The organism is Sporosarcina sp. CAU 1771, assembly GCF_054482775.1.
Genome location: NZ_JBTLRN010000029.1, coordinates 1 through 18687, shown reverse-complemented (window position 1 = coordinate 18687; position 18687 = coordinate 1). Strand labels below are relative to the sequence as shown.

Annotated in this window: 23 protein-coding genes and 1 riboswitch; of the genes, 19 read left to right on the top strand and 4 right to left on the bottom strand. The window is 38.5% G+C overall.

Going from position 1 to position 18687, the window contains the following annotated elements; all coding sequences use genetic code 11:
* The first annotated feature begins 8 nt into the window (after nt 1-8).
* Nucleotides 9-647 carry an SCO family protein gene (locus ACXYMX_RS14910; RefSeq protein WP_459045051.1) on the top strand — a complete coding sequence of 213 codons (639 nt, stop codon included), beginning with the start codon at nt 9-11 and terminating at the stop codon, nt 645-647.
* On the top strand, nt 644-1213 hold the full coding sequence (locus tag ACXYMX_RS14905; RefSeq protein ID WP_459045050.1) for a hypothetical protein: 570 nt from the start codon (nt 644-646) through the stop codon (nt 1211-1213). The genes ACXYMX_RS14910 and ACXYMX_RS14905 overlap by 4 nt, the downstream gene beginning before the upstream one ends.
* A 55-nt stretch (nt 1214-1268) precedes the next feature.
* On the opposite strand, the gene ACXYMX_RS14900 is transcribed toward ACXYMX_RS14905, so the two are convergent.
* Nucleotides 1269-1544, bottom strand: coding sequence for a translation initiation factor 2 (locus ACXYMX_RS14900; RefSeq protein ID WP_459045049.1), 276 nt, complete (start codon nt 1542-1544; stop codon nt 1269-1271).
* Nucleotides 1545-1728: 184 nt separating this feature from the next.
* Here ACXYMX_RS14900 and ACXYMX_RS14895 point away from each other — a divergent pair, with 184 nt between their 5' ends.
* The 7 genes from ACXYMX_RS14895 to ACXYMX_RS14865 all read left to right on the top strand — a co-directional run bounded on the left by ACXYMX_RS14895 (nt 1729) and on the right by ACXYMX_RS14865 (nt 8138).
* A complete protein-coding gene (locus ACXYMX_RS14895; protein ID WP_459045048.1) occupies nt 1729-2634 on the top strand; it encodes an acetamidase/formamidase family protein in 906 nt (301 codons plus the stop codon).
* Between the two features lie 190 nt (nt 2635-2824).
* Nucleotides 2825-3205 carry a hotdog domain-containing protein gene (locus tag ACXYMX_RS14890; RefSeq protein WP_459045047.1) on the top strand — a complete coding sequence of 127 codons (381 nt, stop codon included), beginning with the start codon at nt 2825-2827 and terminating at the stop codon, nt 3203-3205.
* A 665-nt stretch (nt 3206-3870) separates the two neighbouring features.
* A complete protein-coding gene (locus tag ACXYMX_RS14885; RefSeq protein WP_459045046.1) occupies nt 3871-4155 on the top strand; it encodes a phage holin in 285 nt (94 codons plus the stop codon).
* Nucleotides 4156-4342: 187 nt separating this feature from the next.
* Nucleotides 4343-4510, top strand: coding sequence for a hypothetical protein (locus ACXYMX_RS14880; RefSeq protein WP_459045045.1), 168 nt, complete (start codon nt 4343-4345; stop codon nt 4508-4510).
* Nucleotides 4511-5122: 612 nt separating this feature from the next.
* Nucleotides 5123-5935, top strand: coding sequence for a squalene/phytoene synthase family protein (locus ACXYMX_RS14875; RefSeq protein ID WP_459045044.1), 813 nt, complete (start codon nt 5123-5125; stop codon nt 5933-5935).
* Nucleotides 5936-6001: 66 nt separating this feature from the next.
* Nucleotides 6002-7030 (top strand): type 2 isopentenyl-diphosphate Delta-isomerase, encoded by a 1029-nt coding sequence (gene fni, locus ACXYMX_RS14870; RefSeq protein WP_459045043.1) that lies wholly within the window; start codon nt 6002-6004, stop codon nt 7028-7030.
* Nucleotides 7031-7685: 655 nt separating this feature from the next.
* Nucleotides 7686-8138, top strand: coding sequence for a GNAT family N-acetyltransferase (locus ACXYMX_RS14865; RefSeq protein ID WP_459045042.1), 453 nt, complete (start codon nt 7686-7688; stop codon nt 8136-8138).
* Nucleotides 8139-8194: 56 nt separating this feature from the next.
* Here the strand turns inward: ACXYMX_RS14865 and ACXYMX_RS14860 are convergent, their stop codons facing one another.
* Both ACXYMX_RS14860 and ACXYMX_RS14855 read right to left on the bottom strand, forming a co-directional pair.
* Nucleotides 8195-8878, bottom strand: a complete 684-nt coding sequence (locus ACXYMX_RS14860) for a hypothetical protein (protein WP_459045041.1) — start codon at nt 8876-8878, stop codon at nt 8195-8197.
* A gap of 825 nt (nt 8879-9703) precedes the next feature.
* Complete coding sequence (locus ACXYMX_RS14855; protein ID WP_459045040.1) at nt 9704-10192, bottom strand: hypothetical protein; 489 nt, start codon at nt 10190-10192, stop codon at nt 9704-9706.
* A 211-nt stretch (nt 10193-10403) separates the two neighbouring features.
* Here ACXYMX_RS14855 and ACXYMX_RS14850 point away from each other — a divergent pair, with 211 nt between their 5' ends.
* From ACXYMX_RS14850 to rlmD, 8 genes are all read left to right on the top strand, one after another.
* Nucleotides 10404-11159: an SDR family NAD(P)-dependent oxidoreductase gene (locus ACXYMX_RS14850; RefSeq protein ID WP_459045039.1), complete on the top strand. Its 756-nt coding sequence runs from the start codon at nt 10404-10406 to the stop codon at nt 11157-11159.
* Between the two features lie 27 nt (nt 11160-11186).
* Nucleotides 11187-11609, top strand: coding sequence for a MarR family winged helix-turn-helix transcriptional regulator (locus tag ACXYMX_RS14845; RefSeq protein WP_459045038.1), 423 nt, complete (start codon nt 11187-11189; stop codon nt 11607-11609).
* 76 nt (nt 11610-11685) lie between these two features.
* Nucleotides 11686-11785: riboswitch (SAM riboswitch) on the top strand.
* Between the two features lie 73 nt (nt 11786-11858).
* A complete protein-coding gene (locus tag ACXYMX_RS14840) occupies nt 11859-12137 on the top strand; it encodes a hypothetical protein (RefSeq protein WP_459045037.1) in 279 nt (92 codons plus the stop codon).
* Between the two features lie 375 nt (nt 12138-12512).
* On the top strand, nt 12513-12662 hold the full coding sequence (locus ACXYMX_RS14835) for a hypothetical protein (protein ID WP_459045036.1): 150 nt from the start codon (nt 12513-12515) through the stop codon (nt 12660-12662).
* Between the two features lie 71 nt (nt 12663-12733).
* Nucleotides 12734-13621: a metallophosphoesterase gene (locus ACXYMX_RS14830; RefSeq protein WP_459045035.1), complete on the top strand. Its 888-nt coding sequence runs from the start codon at nt 12734-12736 to the stop codon at nt 13619-13621.
* Nucleotides 13622-13649: 28 nt separating this feature from the next.
* Nucleotides 13650-14006 (top strand): rhodanese-like domain-containing protein, encoded by a 357-nt coding sequence (locus ACXYMX_RS14825; protein WP_459045034.1) that lies wholly within the window; start codon nt 13650-13652, stop codon nt 14004-14006.
* An 86-nt stretch (nt 14007-14092) separates the two neighbouring features.
* Nucleotides 14093-14506 carry an acyl-CoA thioesterase gene (locus ACXYMX_RS14820; RefSeq protein ID WP_459045033.1) on the top strand — a complete coding sequence of 138 codons (414 nt, stop codon included), beginning with the start codon at nt 14093-14095 and terminating at the stop codon, nt 14504-14506.
* A 205-nt stretch (nt 14507-14711) separates the two neighbouring features.
* Nucleotides 14712-16115: a 23S rRNA (uracil(1939)-C(5))-methyltransferase RlmD gene (rlmD, locus tag ACXYMX_RS14815; RefSeq protein WP_459045032.1), complete on the top strand. Its 1404-nt coding sequence runs from the start codon at nt 14712-14714 to the stop codon at nt 16113-16115.
* 243 nt (nt 16116-16358) lie between these two features.
* On the opposite strand, the gene arr is transcribed toward rlmD, so the two are convergent.
* Nucleotides 16359-16775, bottom strand: a complete 417-nt coding sequence (arr, locus tag ACXYMX_RS14810) for an NAD(+)--rifampin ADP-ribosyltransferase (RefSeq protein ID WP_459045031.1) — start codon at nt 16773-16775, stop codon at nt 16359-16361.
* Between the two features lie 376 nt (nt 16776-17151).
* Here arr and ACXYMX_RS14805 point away from each other — a divergent pair, with 376 nt between their 5' ends.
* Together ACXYMX_RS14805 and ACXYMX_RS14800 are read left to right on the top strand one after the other, a co-directional pair.
* Nucleotides 17152-17703: an RDD family protein gene (locus ACXYMX_RS14805; RefSeq protein ID WP_459045030.1), complete on the top strand. Its 552-nt coding sequence runs from the start codon at nt 17152-17154 to the stop codon at nt 17701-17703.
* A 26-nt stretch (nt 17704-17729) separates the two neighbouring features.
* Complete coding sequence (locus tag ACXYMX_RS14800; protein ID WP_459045029.1) at nt 17730-18389, top strand: DNA alkylation repair protein; 660 nt, start codon at nt 17730-17732, stop codon at nt 18387-18389.
* The last annotated feature ends 298 nt before the right edge of the window (nt 18390-18687 follow it).

Below are 18687 nucleotides of genomic sequence, written 5' to 3'. Positions count from 1 at the left end.
TGATTGAAGTGCTTAAAAACCAATATCAAACAATCGCTTTACTCGTCGTACTAGTTTTTGGTGTCGTGTTGTTTTATGTGGGAACGGACGGATTTACTGCATACACCGCTGAAACCGCTCGGGTGAACCAATTGATTGAGGAAAAGCCTCAATTTCCAGAAGTCACGTTAGAGGATAGTCTCGGGCAAGAATATCTGTTTTCTGAATTTAAGGATCGCTATGTACTTATTACATTTTTTTATACTTCTTGCACGACTGTTTGTCTGGAATTGGAAATGAACATGTCCATGGTGATGGACTCGCTTCCAAAAGCGTATCTTGGAGAAGATATTGTCTTTTTAAGCATTAGTTTTGATCCTGAACGAGATCACCCAGAACGATTAACGGAATACGCGAGTTATTTTAGTGCAGATGAAGAAAACTGGCGAATGGCTCGAATTAATGATCCTGTGGAATTAACCAATTTATTAGATGAATTTGGTGTCATCGTCATTCCGGATGATTATGGAAATATCGCACACAACTCCGCTTTTTATTTAGTTGATAAAGAAGGAAGTCTTATCGATGTAATGGACTATACAAAAGTGGACGAAGCATCAGAAAAAGTACGGAGCATTCTTGAGCGAGAAGTGGGGGATGGAACATGAAACAATCACTCTATGGGTTGATATTATTTCTCTTCCTCATTCTCCCGCCAGTCGCGAACTTAGTAGAGTCAATAATGATCATGCATATGCATGTGCAAATGCCACTCCTTCTCTTTTCAGGCTTCCTAATGGCACGGGGCTTTCAGTTGAAATTCCCTAGATTTTTTGAAAAGTGGAATGGAAATGGGATACCAGGCATTACGCTTTTTATCATCATCTTGGTGTACTGGATGATTCCACGAACAATGGACGAAGCACTAACGATTCAAAGTGTGGAGATCTTCAAGTTTATAAGTCTCCCGTTCCTTGCTGGAATTCCATTGCGAGATAGCTGGAAGAAAATAAAAACGATTGGCCAAAACAGTGTGTTGATTGGGATGACCGTTTTGTTTTTCGGATTGGGCTTCCTCTATGTATTAGCACCTGTGCAGCTTTGCAACAACTATTTACTCATTGAACAAATCACACTCGGTTGGGGATTTTTGACGATGGCCATCTGTTTTGTCATCTACTTGTTCTACTTTGCATTCTCGGGTTCATCTGAAGAAGAGGTAGAAGAAAGTTGAAACAAAATCCTACGTTAGTGATGTTTCGTGAGTTATTTATGACTGGGACAAAATGTTATCGATATCGACGCTCCATCCTTTCTATTTTACGAGCTAAGTGATCAATCTGCTTTTGCATACGTTCTAATTGGCCGGTTAGATCTAATTGGTTTGAAGTGTTTTGGTTTGTACTAGTTGTCTTTTCCAACTCTTGTAACGAAATTCCTGCAGCAATAGCTTGAAGCGCATCACCTAATGTTGAAAGTGTACTTCCGATTAATGTGAGTCTAGCCGCATATAGATCAGGTGACTCAGTATTTTGCCCCGTTTGATTAGTAAAGGCGTTATTCATTTTTGCACACCTCGATTATTTTATGGATTCTTATTAGATATATGAAATACCAAACAATAAAATGAGCAAATCAGGGGCCTTTCCCTAGTATTAAAGTGTATTTACCCTTTGTACAAATGTCCTTCTAGTAGTTGGTCATCTTGTTGCAATGTGATAGCATTACACATTAAAAGGGGGAATGAGAATGCTACATTTAACAACTGAGTCAGGAATTATATATGAGTTTAATCAAAACAATCCACATACGGGAATAGTTCAATCAGGTGCAACTGTAACTATAGAAACCTATGACTGCTTTAAAAATCAAATTCAATCTCCAGAAACAGAAGTTGAAACGGTTAACTGGGAGACAATCAATCCTGCAACAGGGCCCGTTTTCATTGATGGCGCTATGCCAGGTGATGTTTTAAAAGTAACCATCGAAAAAATTGAAATTGGCAACCAAGGCGTGATGGTTGTTGGACCTGAATTAGGGATCATGGGCCATACAATCAAAGAAATGGAATCTAAAATTTTACCGATTAAGGACGATAAGATTTTATTTAACGATTTTGAAATCCCGTTAAATAAAATGATTGGTGTAATCGGTGTTGCACCTGCGGGAGACGGCGTGAATTGTGGAACTCCGGGTGCGCACGGTGGAAATATGGACAATAAGATGATTGCAGAAGGTGCTACGTTATACTTGCCTGTATTTGTTGAAGGGGCTCTATTTGCACTCGGCGATTTACACGCAGCAATGGGCGATGGGGAAGTTAGCGTGACGGGTGTCGAGGTTGCTGGAAAAGTTACGGTGACACTAGATGTTCTAAAAGGAGAAAAGTTAAATCATCCAATGTTGGAAAATGATGAGGTTTTCTCACAAATTGTTTCCGCTGAAACACTTGACGAAGCCGCTAAAGTTGCATCGAGTGAGATGATTGGGCGGATTATTGAAAAGACAGATCATCCATTAAGTGAAATTACAATGCTTATGAGTATCGTAGGGCAATCCGAAATCTGTCAAATCGTTGATCCACTAATGACAGCAAGATTTGTCGTGCCTAAGTGGGTACTTGAAAAACTTCATTGTGAATTAATTACTGAATAAGGAACCTTTTAATCGAGAAAAATAGGAGTATTTCACGGCTATTTATTTGTTCAAAGTGTTTTAGAGTAATATGCGACTAGAATCGATTGAAAGTAAATCAATAGTGGATTAGAATATTCGATGCACATACTTGTATTACCTTGCAAGAATTCTGATGTGATAAAAAGTATTTGTTTAAAGGGAGATATAAATGACTTTAAAGGTTGGAGACATTATCAGTTTTGAACGCACGTTTACAGCTCGCGATGTTGAATTGTTTATAGAAATTTCTGGGGATGAAGGGATTCATCATAAATCCCCTGACGAACATGGCCGACTAGTCATTCAAGGGTTATTAACAGCAACACTCCCTACAAAAGTGGGTGGCGATCATAACGTCTTGGCTCGTACTATGAATTTCGAATTTATAAAGCCCGTGTTTACTGGAGATACAATAGTGTGTGAAGTTGAAATCGGAAAATATGAAAAGCGAGAAAATAATAGAGTTTCTATCTTTACCACCTTTTCGTGTAAAAATCAAAATGAAATTGAAGTGTTAAAAGGAAGTTTTTCTGGGGTAATCCTTAAATAGGTTTTATCTTAATCAGAAATGAAGTCACTCTATTCAAACATTGCTTTCAACACCGAATTGACAATACAAATGGTAAGAAATAACCGCTCAGAAATCTGAGCGGTTTTTGACGTGTATTTTATTAAAGTGTCTTTAAAAAAAGAGGAGATGGATACTTGTCTTTTATACACTTTTACCTGTTCCATTTTAGTAGATGAAACTAACAAGAAAACAAGCAATTCGCTGTATATCAGTATCAGGATAATAATTCCGGAACTACACATCAATCTGGCCCGAATATAGAAATAAGGTACAAATCCTTGTTAGAGAATCGCGTTTGTTGAACACCAAAAGTGACAATCGAACAAAGGGCGTAATCATTTATGTGCAATTATGACACTGTGATGGTGTAAGAAAACTGATGAAAGGATTGACCTCTTGCTTAACTAAAGCGACCCGTTTCATTATTCAAAGGATATATAAAGTGTAAACTGATATGTCAAATACGGGGTTAATTCATTTAGTTTCAAATACCGGAGCTATCAGAAAGGTTAGTATTTAAAGGAGATTTAAAAATGATTTTGAATCGATATTAGAATGCTGGCTTGATACCCAGGCTATGCCAGTATCAGGGGCATACGCTAATTATAAACATAGAATTTATTGTAAAGTAAGGAGGTAATGAGATGAAAATAAACTGGAAAGTAAGGTTTCGAAATCCGACGTTTTGGTTTCAAATTTTTCTAGCCGTTGCAGTCCCGATAGGAGCGTACTTTGGAATTACAGGTAGCGATATTACAACATGGGGCATCCTGTTCAGCGTAATTATGGATGCATTATCGAATCCATATGTCGTAGGTATGATTTTCGTTAGCGTATTCAATGCGATTAACGATCCAGTTGTAAAAGGATTGTCTGACAGCAAACAAGCACTACAATATAAACGTCCAAAACCTGGGAATCGGAAATGATTGACTAACGTTCCCCATCCGATCTTTTTAGACGCCTTGATTCTATTGGTGGCGTTATTTATCAGGTGATCGCCCTAGATATCCAGCGAGTTGGCATGATCCAAGATCCACTTTTAACATTTCAGAGTGATGTGATTCGGGATTCTAGTAAAAAGCAGATTACTTGATAGTGGGAGACTGTATTTATATGGATGCTCTGATTGCTTTTTACGATGAAGAGAACACTGATGACATCTTCAAAATTGAAAAACAGGATGGTTCTAAGAATTTGTTCGCTTTTTGGCAGGACAACGTAAATACTGATCAATACTCCAATAAACAAGTGAGGTATCAACAGTTTATTACATCCGAATAAAATGACTTAGAAGGAACGATACAACGGGATTTCAATAAAAGATGAGTCCAGCAAATTTAACAAAGCCTTATTGCCAAGGATTTTAAGGGAATGACGGTATGCCATTTCCTTTTTCGACTTCTGCGTTTGATACTGTTTTTCTCCACAATAGGGACAAGTTATTGCTGGGTTGAAGGTAGTTGTCTTTTTAACTTATTCCAATTTTCGCAGGTAGGCATTTTAATTCCTCCTTTTCCTATCGGCTTCGTTTGTTGAGTAATAAATAATACCAATAGCCCACGAGAATTGAGTTTTTCGAATTACATATGGCATATCAATTTGTGTGTGAATTGATATGCTAATTCATTTGTTAAACCCGTTATCCGACGGGGAACATACTTTTTATTTCCCCTAAAAAATAAATTGGTTTCATAGAGATAATTAATGAAGTCGAGATAACTTTATTAATAATTCGCCCAATTGTTTTCTTTTCTCCTATGTTTATGATTAAATTGTTATACAGCCATTATCTTTCAACGTTGTTGATTAAGAGGGTATGAAATTCTATACTCTAAATTTTTGATATACTTTGAAAGTGATGTTTCAGATTTAACCAGAAGGGACGGAATTTGAATGGGTAAGTTTCCGAAAGATGCAATGCGTGTATTAAAAGAGACGAGTCGTACTTTTTATATTCCGATTACTTTTTTGCAGAAGGAATTAAAGTCTGCGGTTGCATCTGCTTATTTAGTGTTTCGCGCAATCGATGAAATTGAAGATCATGAAGAATTGGCCAATGATGAAAAGTCCACAATTTTAATGGAAGTGAGCGAGTTGTTTAAACAACCCTTTGACAATGAAGCGTATGTAAGGATTCTCGGACAGACAAAAGATCAAATGCCTGAGGTTACTCTACGTTTGGAAGAGTGGTTGCAAGCTTGCCCTAAAGATGCTTTGCCCATCGTGACAAATGCTGCGTGTGAAATGGCAGCTGGAATGGCAAAGTGGTCACAAGCAAACTGGGAAATACGGACACGGGAAGATTTGGATGACTATACATACTACGTGGCTGGACTGGTTGGCGTTATGCTTTCAGACCTTTGGGAGCATTACGGCGAACAACCAACGGACCGTGAACTTGCGATTGGTTATGGGCGCGGGCTTCAAGTAGTAAATATTTTACGCAATGAGAAAGAAGACTTGGATGAGCGTGGGATTAGCTTTGTACCTGACGGTTGGAGTCGTGAAGAGTTGTTTGAATATGCAGATGAAAACTTGAAGCAAGCTGATGAATATATGAAGTCGCTTCATAAAAAATCGATTTTATTATTTTGCCGTCTGCCGCTAGCTTTAGCACACAAAACATTAAAGGCAATGAAAGAAGGGCGTGAAAAAATGACACGTGCCGAAGTGGAAGAAACCGTAGAAGAAGTTCAACTTAATTAAGGTGTTATTATTCTAGTGGTGAACGTAAAGTCTATAAGAATCAAGATGTAAAGGCAGGTGTTGGCATTGAGTAACTCAATCGAGCAAAGAAAATCGGAACATATTCAAATCACGTTGAACGAAAAGGTTACCGGAGAGTCGATTACGACAGGATTGGAATCGTTTAAGTTCGTTCACAATGCGCTTCCGGAAATTGCTTTTGACGAAATTTCTATTGCAACTTCTTTCCTCAGCTTTGAGTGCAAAACACCGTTTCTCATCAGTTCAATGACGGGCGGAACAGCTCTTGCAGGAACAATCAACCAGAACTTAGCAATGGCAGCCGAAGAAAATGGCTGGGCGTTGGCGCTTGGATCTACTCGTGCGTTGCTTGATAGCGACGGACACGCTTCCTCCTTTTTAATGAGAAAGTACGCACCGAGTGTTCCGATTATTGCTAACTTAGGGGCGGTCCAGTTGAATTATGGATACGGTGTTGAGGAATGTAGGAAGATTGTTGAGATAACTGAGGCGGATATGCTCGTCCTTCATTTGAATAGCATCCAAGAAGTTATTCAAGAAAATGGGGATACGAATTTTATAGGGTTATTAAATAAAATCGAGCAATTATGCAAGACGCTTGGAGTTCCGGTCGGAGTCAAGGAAGTCGGATGGGGCATTGATGGTCAAGTGGCCAAAAAATTAATTGAAGTTGGAGTCGCCTTTATTGATGTCGCTGGTGCAGGAGGGACATCTTGGAGTCAGGTAGAAAAGTTTCGCGCAAAAGATCCAATTCGTCGTGTTGCTGCTGAAGCATTTAGCGAATGGGGAATTCCAACAGCGAAATCGATTCAAATGGTCCGTGAACAGATTGGAAACTCACCACTGATTGCTAGCGGTGGGATGAAAACTGGACTGGATGGTGCGAAATCGATTGCTCTAGGTGCTGACCTGGTAGGATTTGGGCGATCCATATTGAAAGAGGCTACGCAAAGTGCGGAAGAGGTCCGCGAAGTGATGAAAATCAGGGAAATGGAACTCCGTATGTCGATGTTTGGCATTGGGGCACAGTCGATTGGAGAATTGAAAGACTCCCCGCGCTTGAAGGAACGATAAATACAAGTTGTCATACGAAAAAAGCATGCTCCATTGGGAACATGCTTTTTCCTTGTTTCAAAATCTTTCGCGGAAAATTTTATTTACTTCATTTATCAAACTGATCTTTCTGACGATATTCAATTCCCGTCTCACAGTTTGGTGGACCTTTCTGCCTTCTTAAGCCTATTGGCTAGGGCTGTCGCAACCTGCTGTTTGCAACAAGTTCCCTCCGCAGTCGGTCAGTGAGGTGCACTTACACAAAATCTTTACTTATACTACTAGGTTTTGCCTGTTCTAGGAGAAACATTCTTACATTGATTCTCGACGAGATTTATGTCGTCAGTACTGCAAATTTTCCGCCAAGGCTGTGCAATTCTACGCAAGTAGTTCACTAAAGATTACTCGTCAAAAGTTCCCTGCTCCCGCAATTTCGCCTTGTACTCTATATATACCCAGACAAAAGAAAGATAAACCTTTTTTTATAAATTAATTTAAAAAGTTTTAAAATAATTTGATTTTTCGATAAATTAAAGGTTTTTACTCGTTCTGTGTTGAAAGTAAATTTGAACCTATAAATAAGAAGCACCAGGAACTGAATTTGAATACGGAGTAAATAATGGTTACTACTAAGAGAGTAATCTAAAATCATTGAATTTTATTAGGGGGAAAAAAGATGTTGATAACAGTCGAACGTGTCAAAGATTTAAATGCTATTGATATTTCTCATTTAGTAAAAGAAAGTGAAAGTGAAGGGTACCGATTTGTCACTCGTTTAGTAACCGATTTTCAAGATGGGTCAAATACGTTCAATAAACAGGGAGAAGCATTGTTTTTAATTCGCGACAAAGATAACGATGTTGTTGCGATTGGCGGTGTCAATGAATCTCCATTTGCTGTGGATGAAAATGTAGGGCGATTGCAACGATTTTATGTGTTGTCTGAAGCGCGTAGAAAAGGGGTTGGCTCCCAGTTGTTAAAAGAAATCATTCAGCATTCCAAGGCAGTGTTCGATGAAATGACGGTCCGAACAGAATCATCGAAAGCAGATGCCTTTTATCGTGCAAATGGATTTGTGGCAGATGATAGTTCATCAGAAACGACGCATGTCATAAAGTTTAAAAAATAAAAAATCGTGGATCCAGTTACATTGGGATCCACGATTTTTTGTTTTGAATTCAAATTTCAAAAACCATTCGCTGCTAATTCTTTTACCAACAGATCATTTAAGCGATCCGTGGCAATTGCACCGTACCAAATGAACTTACTTTCAGGCCAATAACTAGTACGGGTTATCGATCCGTCGGTTAAAACGATTTCCAAAAAGACGGCATAACCGTCAGTGTTCCTTGTCTTATAGGCATCGGGTTCATATGGCAAGGCTAGGAGTTCCTCAACAAATGCTTTCGTTAGCTTTTCGGAAAGTTCGCCAATTAGTGAATCATCTTCATAACTTACAAATCGAACGGTATCGACTTTGCCTTCAATGTCTAAGAAATCCCCAAGTAGCTTTGCGTGACCAGGTTCGCCAATCTCAAATACCTTTCCGTTAGCAATTACTCGAAAAGCTGGAGCATAGTCTTTCATTTCATAGATTTTCGTTCCTTTTGATAAATACGTAGCATCGTTGTTTTTCATTTTATAAGATGAATTTGCGTGACCATCCATATTAAAATGAACCTCTCCAATTTCACTCCCTGATTCAAATGTCACCCCAGAATCGTTCATCTCATAATTAGCATAATACATTGAATCGTTTATTTTTACTGCGTCTACCCAGTCAATAGTTTCTTGAGCAAGTCCCGGCAAAAAGCGGGATGGTGAACACCCTGCCAAAATAATGACGAAAACAATTGCAAGTTTTTTCAAGTCGAAGCACCACCCTTTTGGAAGTAGACGGCTAAAGAAGAAAGAAGTTACGTGCTGGAAATGTACGATCAATTAAGAACGTTTTTGTTATTATAACAAAGGAAACTGTGGGGCGATGGATTTGTTCTCGTATCGTTGTGTATTGCTCCCGTATCGCCTTGATTTATTCCCGCAACGACGAGTTTATTCTCGTAACGCACAGGTTTGCTCCCGCAACGGGGATTCGGCTAGGTTTGTTCCCGTATCGTTGAGTGTTGCTCCCGTATCGCGTTGGTTTATTCCCGCAACGACGAGTTTACTCTCGTAACGCGCTGGTTTGCTCCCGCAACGGGGATTGGGCTAGGTTTATTCTCGTATCGTTGAGTGTTGCTCCCGTATCGCGTTGGTTTATTCCCGCAACGACGAGTTTATTCTCGTAACGCGCTGGTTTGCTCCCGCAACGGGGATTGGGCTAGATTTGTTCTCGTATCGTTGTGTATTGCTCCCATATACCTTGGCTTATTCCCGCAACGACGGGTTTATTCTCGTAACGCACAGGTTTGCTCCCGCAACAGGGATTGGGCTAGATTTGTTCTCGTATCGTTGTGTGTTGCTCCCATATACCTTGGCTTATTCCCGCAACGACGGGTTTATTCTCGTAACGCACAGGTTTGCTCCCGCAACGGGGATTGGGCTATATTTGTTCTCGTATCGTTGTGTGTTGCTCCCGTATCGCCTTGGTTTATTCCCGCAACGACGGATTTATTCCCGTAACGCACTGGTTTGCTCCCGCAACGCGAATTAAAATAAAACATGGAACCGGCAAGGGGTTCCATGTTTAGTCACTTAACACATTACAATTATTTGAGAGGGGGTCGTTTGTGCCGGGATACTTCGAGTCGTTGCGCCGTAAACAACGGTCAAATAACGGTTTGCAGGATTTCGATTAAAGGATTGACCGTTTTCCAATACAATTTGTGTTTCCGCAGAGATGTTTAGGCGTAAGCTACCATCACTACTCAGCAATTGATTGTTAAAATAGTCTACCTTTACGTTTTGCATAGGAGAACTAATCGCCATCACAACGGCTTGGTATTGTGGCGGATAAATCATTGGGACCGGAACATCCGCGTCGTAAAATCCAATTACAGGATCACCTACAAAAATCATCTCGTGATCTACAAAATAGGTATTCGGCCCAACTACGAAATTTACAATGCTGTCAACCCCGTTATTCACTTCAAACAATTTATAACATCCACCATTTTCATCGCTTGGAGTAACCCAGAAATCACTTATGCTTGTTACGGTGCCGCTAAAAGATTGAAAATTCATAGAGTATCTTCCTCCTTTTGAAAAAAATGAATTCATTAAAGATAGAATATGCATCGAAAAAGCATCTTGCTAACTGACTGCTTTCATTAATTAATAAAAGCGTAGCATACCTCAAATGAATATAGAGTAAAAGCAAAACTGAATACTTTCCTTTTATATAGTTTAGAGGTAAACTATATATAGGTTATTAATTCAAAAGGAGATGACAGTAATGAGTAGGTTACAAGACAAAGTAGTAATTATTACAGGCGGTGCAGGTGGAATTGGGAGTGGAATGGCGAAGGCAATGGTGAAAGAAGGAGCCATTGTTGCAATTGTAGACGTAAACGAAGAAACTGGATTGGCGATGGAGAAAGAATTACAAGAAATCTCTCCTAAATCGATGTTCATCCAAGCAAACTTAATGGATCACCAAAATTTAGGCAAGGTTATTACAAAAGTTGTTGATAAGTACGGAAAACTAGATGTGCTTGTAAACAACGCTCATGCGTCGAAGCAATTGACGATTGAGGAGACAACGCAGGCTGATTTAGATCTTTCATTTGGTACTGGGTTTTATCCAACGTTTTATTTAATGCAGGCGGCACTTCCTTACTTAAAAGAATCTAAAGGGAACGTTATTAACTTCGCGTCCGGAGCAGGAATAAATGGGGACCAAACACAAGGCGCATACGCAGCGGCGAAAGAAGCGATTCGTGGTATTTCAAGAGTTGCAGCGAATGAGTGGGGTAAGTTCGGCATTAATGTAAACTTAATTAGTCCGATTGCCAACACTCCGGGTGTTCAAGCATGGGCGAAAGCGCAACCAGAATATTATGAGCAAGTTAAAAACAAAATTCCACTTGGTCGTTTCGGTGATGTTGAAGAAGATATCGGTCGAGTTGCTGTATTTTTAGCTTCTGAAGATTCTAAGTACATTACTGGTCAAACGATTATGGTTGACGGTGGATCGACAATGCTTCGCTAATCAACAAATTTCACCGGGGGGATTCTATTGGAGAGAAAAGATTTATTTAAATTAATTCGAGCAATCGAACAGATGAATAATGAAAATATAAAGCAATTCACGAAACGATTTCAACATCCTCTAGGCATCTCTCCGATTTTGGTGTTAAGCGATTTACGTACGAAGGGGCCTCAAAGACAAGCAGAGTTAGCGGAATCCCATGGGTATACAAGAGGCGCGATGACTAGCATTGCGGATCGACTTGTTAAACTAGGATTTGTGGAACGGTTGTATGATGAAGCGGATCGCCGAACGGTTCAACTTTCAATAACACGCGCTGGCGAAGAAGCGTTAAAAGAAGCGCAAGCGATTGGCGATGAAGTGTTTGTGCACCTATTTAAAAATTTGAGTGAAGACGAAATTGCTCAGTATTTGAAAATTCAAGAGAAAATCGTTCATAGCTTAAATTAAGAAATCGTCCTTCGGCTTCATTTGACAGAATGGTTCTTGAGTGATAAATTGTTTAGTAACTGAACTGAATACTCTTTTCTTATTAAGAGAGATGGAGGGAATTGGCCCTACGAAGTCTCAGCAACCTGCCAGCCGGTAAGGTGCTACGTCCAACAGGGAAACCTGAACGATGAGGAGAATTTTTTTTGAAACTCTTCTCTCTTATGGGAGGAGTTTTTTGTTTGGAAAAAATTTCAGGAGGGTTTTTATATGACAAAATTACAAGAGCTTTACACAGAACAAAAGGAATTGAAAGAACGGAAAGCAACGAGCACAGCAGGAGCGATGCAGAGACATCAGCAGTTAGCGAATGTACAGCGAGAAATCGATTATTATGAACAAGGGGATTCAATTTCGAAAGCATATATCCAAGAAAAAGTGGATGAAATCAGTACCATACAAAAAGAAATCGACTTATTAACAGGGACCTTAACTGAGAAAAAACGAATTCTTAATGAAGTTGTTTTTGGAGGGCATATTTCCCTTTAATAAATTCCATAAAAGGGATAGTAAAAGTAATGAATATCAGATGTGCTAATTCTCTCTTGCTGAGCGATTAAGCTGATTCTGTTTCTTCATTGGCACCGATAGTACATTGTGTAAGTTCAAGTTCGGGATTGTGACCTAACTTATTGACTGCACTTCGTTGAATCGGTGTTTTTGCGTTTAAGTGAATAAATTTATTAATTATTATAAAAAGGGAACATTTGTAATGTATCCATCGTATGGTTACTGAGTGATGATAAATCAAAGTGTACGAATCGCTTTTCTGTTTCTAATCGTACCCCAAAAAATAAGTTTGGCCACTACTGTAATTCCTGCAATAGAATAGAATCGTTTAAGAGTGTTGAAGGTGGATAGTATATGGGAAGAATTATACTTGCGGTTATACTAACAGTGTTGGGTGGTATTTTTGCGAGCTTCTTGGAACCACCAGTATTTGCAAATAGCATTCCACTTGCCATTATGGGAGGGTTTATTTTAGCAGAGATTCAGCGAAACAAAGATAAGTAGAAATAGCTTATTGGAATGTCGATGATTCGAATTTACGGAGCACGGATTTCTTGTGAGCAGGTTGATGTCTAATGGACGATAAATTTGTTAACAAAGATTGGATTGGTTATATGTTCAAGAGAAAGATTATTTATATCGCTGTTGGATTTACAGTGTTCCTCTATTTTATTTACGTTCAAAATAATTCGATCGTGACGAGTCATACGGTCATACGTTCAGAAAAACTTCCTGCTAATTTTGACCAATACAAAATTGTTCATCTTTCCGATTTGCATAACAAAAGTTTCGGAAAAGGTCAGCAAGTACTGGTACGAAAAGTGAACAAGCTGCAACCGGATATCATCGTCTTTACTGGAGATTTAATTGATTCGAAACGATCTGGGGATGAAGCGAGTCTTCTTTTAATGAAAAAATTGACTGCTACTGCGCCTGTCTATTATGTTCCGGGAAACAATGAATGGTGGTCTGGATCGTATGGTTCTCTGGAGAAAAAATTAGAGCAACTCGGGGTACAGGTTTTGAGGAATTCATCGATAGCTCTAGAAAAAGAAGGGGATAAGGTATATATTGTAGGTATTGACGACCCCACTTATGGGGATAAAGATATGTCGGAACTCGAGATCATAGAGGAAGAAATCAGGTCCGCATCAGAAGGACTTGGAGAAGACGATTTCACTTTATTGCTTTCACATCGCCCTGAAATGCTTCCACTCTATGCAGCGTCTAATTTCGATGTTGTTTTTTCCGGACATGCGCACGGTGGACAGGTTCGACTACCATTTGTAGGAGGTCTAGTCGCACCGAACCAAGGACTATTCCCAAAGTATACTGAGGGGAAGCACGAGATGGACAATACAGTGATGATGATTAGTAGGGGACTCGGGAACAGTATTATTCCAGTACGATTATTCAATCGTCCCGAGATTGTAAGTGTTACGCTCGAACAAGGCGATCATTAAGGTACTACGAATTAAGGAGGAAAAACAGATGTCCGTTCAAACGATTACACCAGAACAATTATATGAAAAATTGAATCGAGAGGAAAAAGTTGTCTTAGTGGATGTGCGTTCTGAAGAAAAGTACGACCAATTCCATATTCAACACGCAAATCTAACAGATATGAATATTTCTAAACAGAAGGTCTTTGAGTTGGAAATAAATCCACAGCAAACTATCTCTGAAATTCCTGTAGATAAAGAAGTAATTATTACATGTACGACGGGGAACTCCGCAACAAAATGTGCGGGTATTCTAAAAGATAGAGCGTATGATGTGGTTGTATTAGAAGGCGGTATCACTGCGTGGAAAGAGTTTTTAATTAAACAATCAGAAGAATCATCTTAAGAAAAAAATAAACCAATTGCTTGACCACTAGTTTATTGTTAAAATGAAATGCAGAAGTGAATTTTCTGACAAATCGACGTGGGGGGTTGTTTAATATTAGTACACTAACAAATAAGATGACATTAACTGTTGCTGAAAATGACATTGACGTTTTTGGTCATATGAACTACATACGATATATTAATCATTTAGAAACAGCGCGTGCTAATTGGTTTGCTGATGCTGGCATGTCATTTGAGAAGATGGTTGAACTGAATACTGGAATCGTTCTATTGAAATTTAATATGCATTATATCGGAGAAGCGATACTCGGAGATGAATTAACAATCGAAACAATTCCAGTTAAATTAGGAACGAAAAGTTTAACGCTAACACAAAAGATTTTCAAAACAGGCGGCGTTCAATTGACAGAAGCAGAATTTACGTTTGTCATGTTCGATACGAAAGCACGTAAATCGATACCTATTGTAGAAGAGTTTAGACGTCAATTCGCAAAGTGAAAAGATAACCAATAAAAAGACATAATCACCTCACCTTACAATTGCTTTGGCAAATAATAAAGGTGATGTGTTTTTTTTATGTGTCAAAAGTTTATAAAAGTAGCTGCAATCATCGACAATATGAGGATTAGAAGTATAATAGAAGTCGGGGTTTACGAGTGTAAAAACCAAAGTTGAAATAAAAATATCTACTAAATATTAATAGATGGGGGAACCTTCCTTGACTACGATAAAAGAAGAAACACTAATTGCAGAAATTGATCATGTTGACGATAAAGGTACTGGCCAAGCTGTTTTATGGCGTGAAAGTACCGGTAGTAATCCTAAAAAACTTAGGTTAATTATTCCACATACGATTCCAGGAGAAACGGTCCAAGTGGTCGTCGATCATCCGATAAAAAGAAAAAAGAGAGCAATGCCAGATTTAATTTTGGAGAAAAGTCCGGAACGAATCGATCCACCATGCCCACATTTCGAAATTTGTGGCGGCTGCGCTTGGCAACATTGGAGTTACGAAGGACAACTGAAGCAGAAGACGATGCATGTGAAAGAAGCCATTGAAAGCGTCGGTATGGATCCAAGCTTGGTACAAGATACAATTGGAATGGACAGTCCTTGGCATTACCGCAATAAGATGGAATTCACATTCTCGCCTGAAGGAGAACTTGGCTTGCATGAGCAAGGAAATTTCCGTAAAATCATTCCTCTTGAAACATGTCTCATTGCTGGACAGAATATTGTCGATGCAATGTTAGAGGTAGGTAACTGGGTAAAAGAGTTCGGTCTTAAAGGGTATACGAAAGACATTCATGAAGGACTTCTTCGGAACTTAATGGTAAGAGAGTCCTTTGCTACGGGAGAAATTATGCTCGCATTGTTCGCTACGGAAGCTCCTGAAGGGGAATTAAAAGCGGCAAGTGAAAACTTGATAGAGCGAATCTCGAACAAGTTTCCGAATGTGAAAAGTCTTTTATGGCTGGTAAATACAGATTGGGCAGATCGCGTCCAGTCTGAGGAAACACATGTCCTTGCGGGTCGCGATTTTATTTATGATGAAATGGCGGGCTATCGTTACCGTTTGTGGTTTGATACATTTTTCCAAACGAATCCATTACAGGCTGAAAAACTTGTAGAACTTGCACTTGAAATGGGTAAACCTAAAGAAGACGAGAAAATGATTGACCTGTTTTGTGGTGTTGGAACCTTTTCATTGCCATTCGCAGCACGTGTTAAGGAACTCGCTGGAATCGAAATCGTAGAAACATCCATTGAATCTGCAAAACGCAATGCTCTGGATAACGATTTGCATAATACAACGTTTCTTGCAAAAGATGCGCGTATAGGACTTGCTGAAATCCATAAAGATTTTGGATTTGCAGATATTCTATTAATAGACCCACCACGCTGCGGAGCTGGAGGAAAAGTGATGCGTAGAATTGGTCGCTCTCAGCCGAAACGAATCGTGTATGTATCATGTAAACCGGATACGTTTGCCAAAGATATTGCGGAGTTGGAGCAGTTTGGTTATTCGCTTCAAAAAGTTCAACCCGTTGACCTTTTCCCTCAAACGGTTCACGTGGAATGTGTAGCTTTGTTGGAATTGAAATAGATTGGATTCAGTAGAATAAAAACTTATTAAGAGTTGTATTTACTAAATAGAAGATTGTAATCTGTTCCCTCGGACGAATCGTTCGGGGGATTTTTGGATTTACGAGGATTTTACTGGTACGAAATGTGTAGAAATTGTCCGTTCTTTATTGTTTTCTGAATGGCGGTATGCTAAAAAAGGCTTGGATATGGCATCCAAGCCCAATACACTCGCTACTGTTTCATTTATCGCTTTGGGGACGAATTAATCGTAAATCACATTTTTTCCTTGTTCCCTTAACGTTTTCAATGATGAAAGCATTTGATTGATTTGTTCGTCAGAATGTCTTTCCCACGAACTTAATTCAGCGATTATTTTTAATGGAGATTTGGAACGATAAGAACGTGTAGGGTTTCCAGGGAATCTTTTATCCGTTACGTTCGGATCGTTTTCAAAATCACCTGTAGGCTCAACGAGATAAATCCGCTCTTCCGAAGTAGATTTAGCTAATTCAGCACCCCATTTTGCAGCGTCTAATGTCGCAGTAAAATAGATATAGTTTGATTTTTTATCCTGGTAGTTAGATACGTGTAATGGTACGAGCATGTCTCCAATTTTTAGTTTTGCTTTTGTCCCATGAAAGAATGGGCCTAAATCTAGGATGTTTTTATTATCGTCCATATAAATGCCTCCTTCGACTTTTTGACTTGCTCCTACAAGTATAATGGATAAGTTAGGTGAATAAGTAGTCTATAAATAATGATTATTTGGTGCTATAATGTATGTAGAGAGTTAGATAGGATTGAACACAGTCTGAAAAGTATAAAAGATGCTGGTATTGATGAGACGGATTTCTCCAGTTAATAAAGATTTGGAAGAACACACCTAAACTTATGAATAGGTGTTTTTTTGTAAGAAAAGGACGTTGTCGGAGGAGGTAGAGCAAGCGTTAAAACCTTTTAAACTAAGTAAAAAGACTCCTGAAAATTATGTATGCACGATTTCTTTTGAATATAAAAAGCTCGGTATGACATAATAAAAAAGGGAGTAATTTATTATGATAGGAAAAAGAATAGCAGCACATATTTTAAATAGAGTGATTCTTTTCATACCGTCAATGTTATTACTCGGGGGCATTTCCTATTTGATATATCCAAGTTATTTTATTTTTGGAAATGATGGAAGTTCAGGATGGTTAGTATTTTGGCTTTTAAAGTACATGATCTGTTTACCGACAGTGTTTTTAGATTTAATAAGTCGACCATTGGAATTTCTGAGTATACTTGAAATAATCGTACCTGCTTTACTAAGTTTAATTAGTGTAGAGATTATCAGTATTAGCTTATTAAAACGTAATCTAGGCATGAAAATTATGGGACTTACACTAGTGTCCATTAATGATAAACCAGTGAGCTTATTACAAATCATAGGTCGAACACTTATAAAATATTTCTCACTAGCTTTTTTTCCGATTGCTCTGATTTACATTGTAGTAAATAAGGAGAAAATGTCATTGCATGATAAGATTTCATCTACAAAAGTAGTGGAAGTGCAAAATAAAAAACGTATTCATATTTCCAGTGGAGAGTACGATTATGCAAAAACTTAATATTTTAGTAAAGGAGCTATAAAAAAATGAATGAAAATAAAGTAAAGCAATCTTCAAAAGTAGAAGAAATTCTAGCTCAGATCAATAGTAAAACGATGTTAGGCGAATTACGAAAAATCGCGAAGGATATAAAAAAAGATCATGAATTAGCAATGGAACTTTGGTCAAGCGAAGCTTTTTTGCCAAGACTTTTAGCAATCTTAATTATGGATAAAAACCTTCTTACTGAAGATATCCTCAATGAAATGGATAAGGATATGGAGATGCATACATTTGATGAGCGCAATAACTTAATGGATTGGCTAATGGCGAATCATTTAACCAAAGACAAAAAGAAAATTGCTTTGATTGAATCATGGGAAAATAGTCCTTCTGCTCTTCAAAGACGTACGTATTGGTATTATCAAGGGCGATTGAGGTGGACAGGAAAAACACTTCCTGAAAACACTCCAGACTTGTTAGCTGCAATGGAAGCTAAGATTTCGCAAGAAGAACCGGAAGTTCAATGGGCCATGAATTTCACTGCAGGCTGGATAGGCGTTTATGATGAAACGAATCGTGTACGTTGTATTCAACTTGGTGAAAAAACAGGTCTTTATAAAGGTGATAAAGTTTCAAAAGGATGTACGCCTAATTATTTGCCAGAGTTCATGGAGATGGAAGTTAACAAACGACAGAATAAATAGGTGCCATTGAAAAAATGAGTATAGTTATTACTTAAATTTATGTTAGCGTATCACTTCAAAGTTTTCCTCTCCTTTCTAAATTGATACCTCCTTTTTAATCCTTAATTCGTACAAATAAATTTTGTGAATTTGGGAAAGGTAAGTGAAGTAAACAATAAAGGAGCATTCCTGTTAGAAGTTTTTTAGGGGCTTGAACAAAAAAAGCCCTCTTGGTATGATGCGGGGTGTCAGTTTCTCGACGAAGAAATGACCCCTAATTTAGATACCAGGAGGACTCACTTATGAATTTTAAACAAAA

Excerpts from the sequence above, each read along its gene's own strand:
- ACXYMX_RS14885 (WP_459045046.1), top strand. The coding sequence starts at position 3,871 with ATGAAAATAAACTGGAAAGTAAGGTTTCGAAATCCGACGTTTTGGTTT.
- arr (WP_459045031.1), bottom strand. The coding sequence starts at position 16,775 with ATGGACGATAATAAAAACATCCTAGATTTAGGCCCATTCTTTCATGGG.
- ACXYMX_RS14805 (WP_459045030.1), top strand. The coding sequence starts at position 17,152 with ATGATAGGAAAAAGAATAGCAGCACATATTTTAAATAGAGTGATTCTT.
- ACXYMX_RS14890 (WP_459045047.1), top strand. The coding sequence starts at position 2,825 with ATGACTTTAAAGGTTGGAGACATTATCAGTTTTGAACGCACGTTTACA.
- ACXYMX_RS14850 (WP_459045039.1), top strand. The coding sequence starts at position 10,404 with ATGAGTAGGTTACAAGACAAAGTAGTAATTATTACAGGCGGTGCAGGT.
- ACXYMX_RS14880 (WP_459045045.1), top strand. The coding sequence starts at position 4,343 with ATGGATGCTCTGATTGCTTTTTACGATGAAGAGAACACTGATGACATC.
- ACXYMX_RS14905 (WP_459045050.1), top strand. The coding sequence starts at position 644 with ATGAAACAATCACTCTATGGGTTGATATTATTTCTCTTCCTCATTCTC.
- ACXYMX_RS14865 (WP_459045042.1), top strand. The coding sequence starts at position 7,686 with ATGTTGATAACAGTCGAACGTGTCAAAGATTTAAATGCTATTGATATT.
- ACXYMX_RS14830 (WP_459045035.1), top strand. The coding sequence starts at position 12,734 with ATGGACGATAAATTTGTTAACAAAGATTGGATTGGTTATATGTTCAAG.
- ACXYMX_RS14800 (WP_459045029.1), top strand. The coding sequence starts at position 17,730 with ATGAATGAAAATAAAGTAAAGCAATCTTCAAAAGTAGAAGAAATTCTA.
- rlmD (WP_459045032.1), top strand. The coding sequence starts at position 14,712 with ATGGGGGAACCTTCCTTGACTACGATAAAAGAAGAAACACTAATTGCA.
- ACXYMX_RS14840 (WP_459045037.1), top strand. The coding sequence starts at position 11,859 with ATGACAAAATTACAAGAGCTTTACACAGAACAAAAGGAATTGAAAGAA.
- ACXYMX_RS14855 (WP_459045040.1), bottom strand. The coding sequence starts at position 10,192 with ATGAATTTTCAATCTTTTAGCGGCACCGTAACAAGCATAAGTGATTTC.
- ACXYMX_RS14895 (WP_459045048.1), top strand. The coding sequence starts at position 1,729 with ATGCTACATTTAACAACTGAGTCAGGAATTATATATGAGTTTAATCAA.
- ACXYMX_RS14900 (WP_459045049.1), bottom strand. The coding sequence starts at position 1,544 with ATGAATAACGCCTTTACTAATCAAACGGGGCAAAATACTGAGTCACCT.
- ACXYMX_RS14825 (WP_459045034.1), top strand. The coding sequence starts at position 13,650 with ATGTCCGTTCAAACGATTACACCAGAACAATTATATGAAAAATTGAAT.
- ACXYMX_RS14835 (WP_459045036.1), top strand. The coding sequence starts at position 12,513 with ATGGGAAGAATTATACTTGCGGTTATACTAACAGTGTTGGGTGGTATT.
- ACXYMX_RS14875 (WP_459045044.1), top strand. The coding sequence starts at position 5,123 with ATGGGTAAGTTTCCGAAAGATGCAATGCGTGTATTAAAAGAGACGAGT.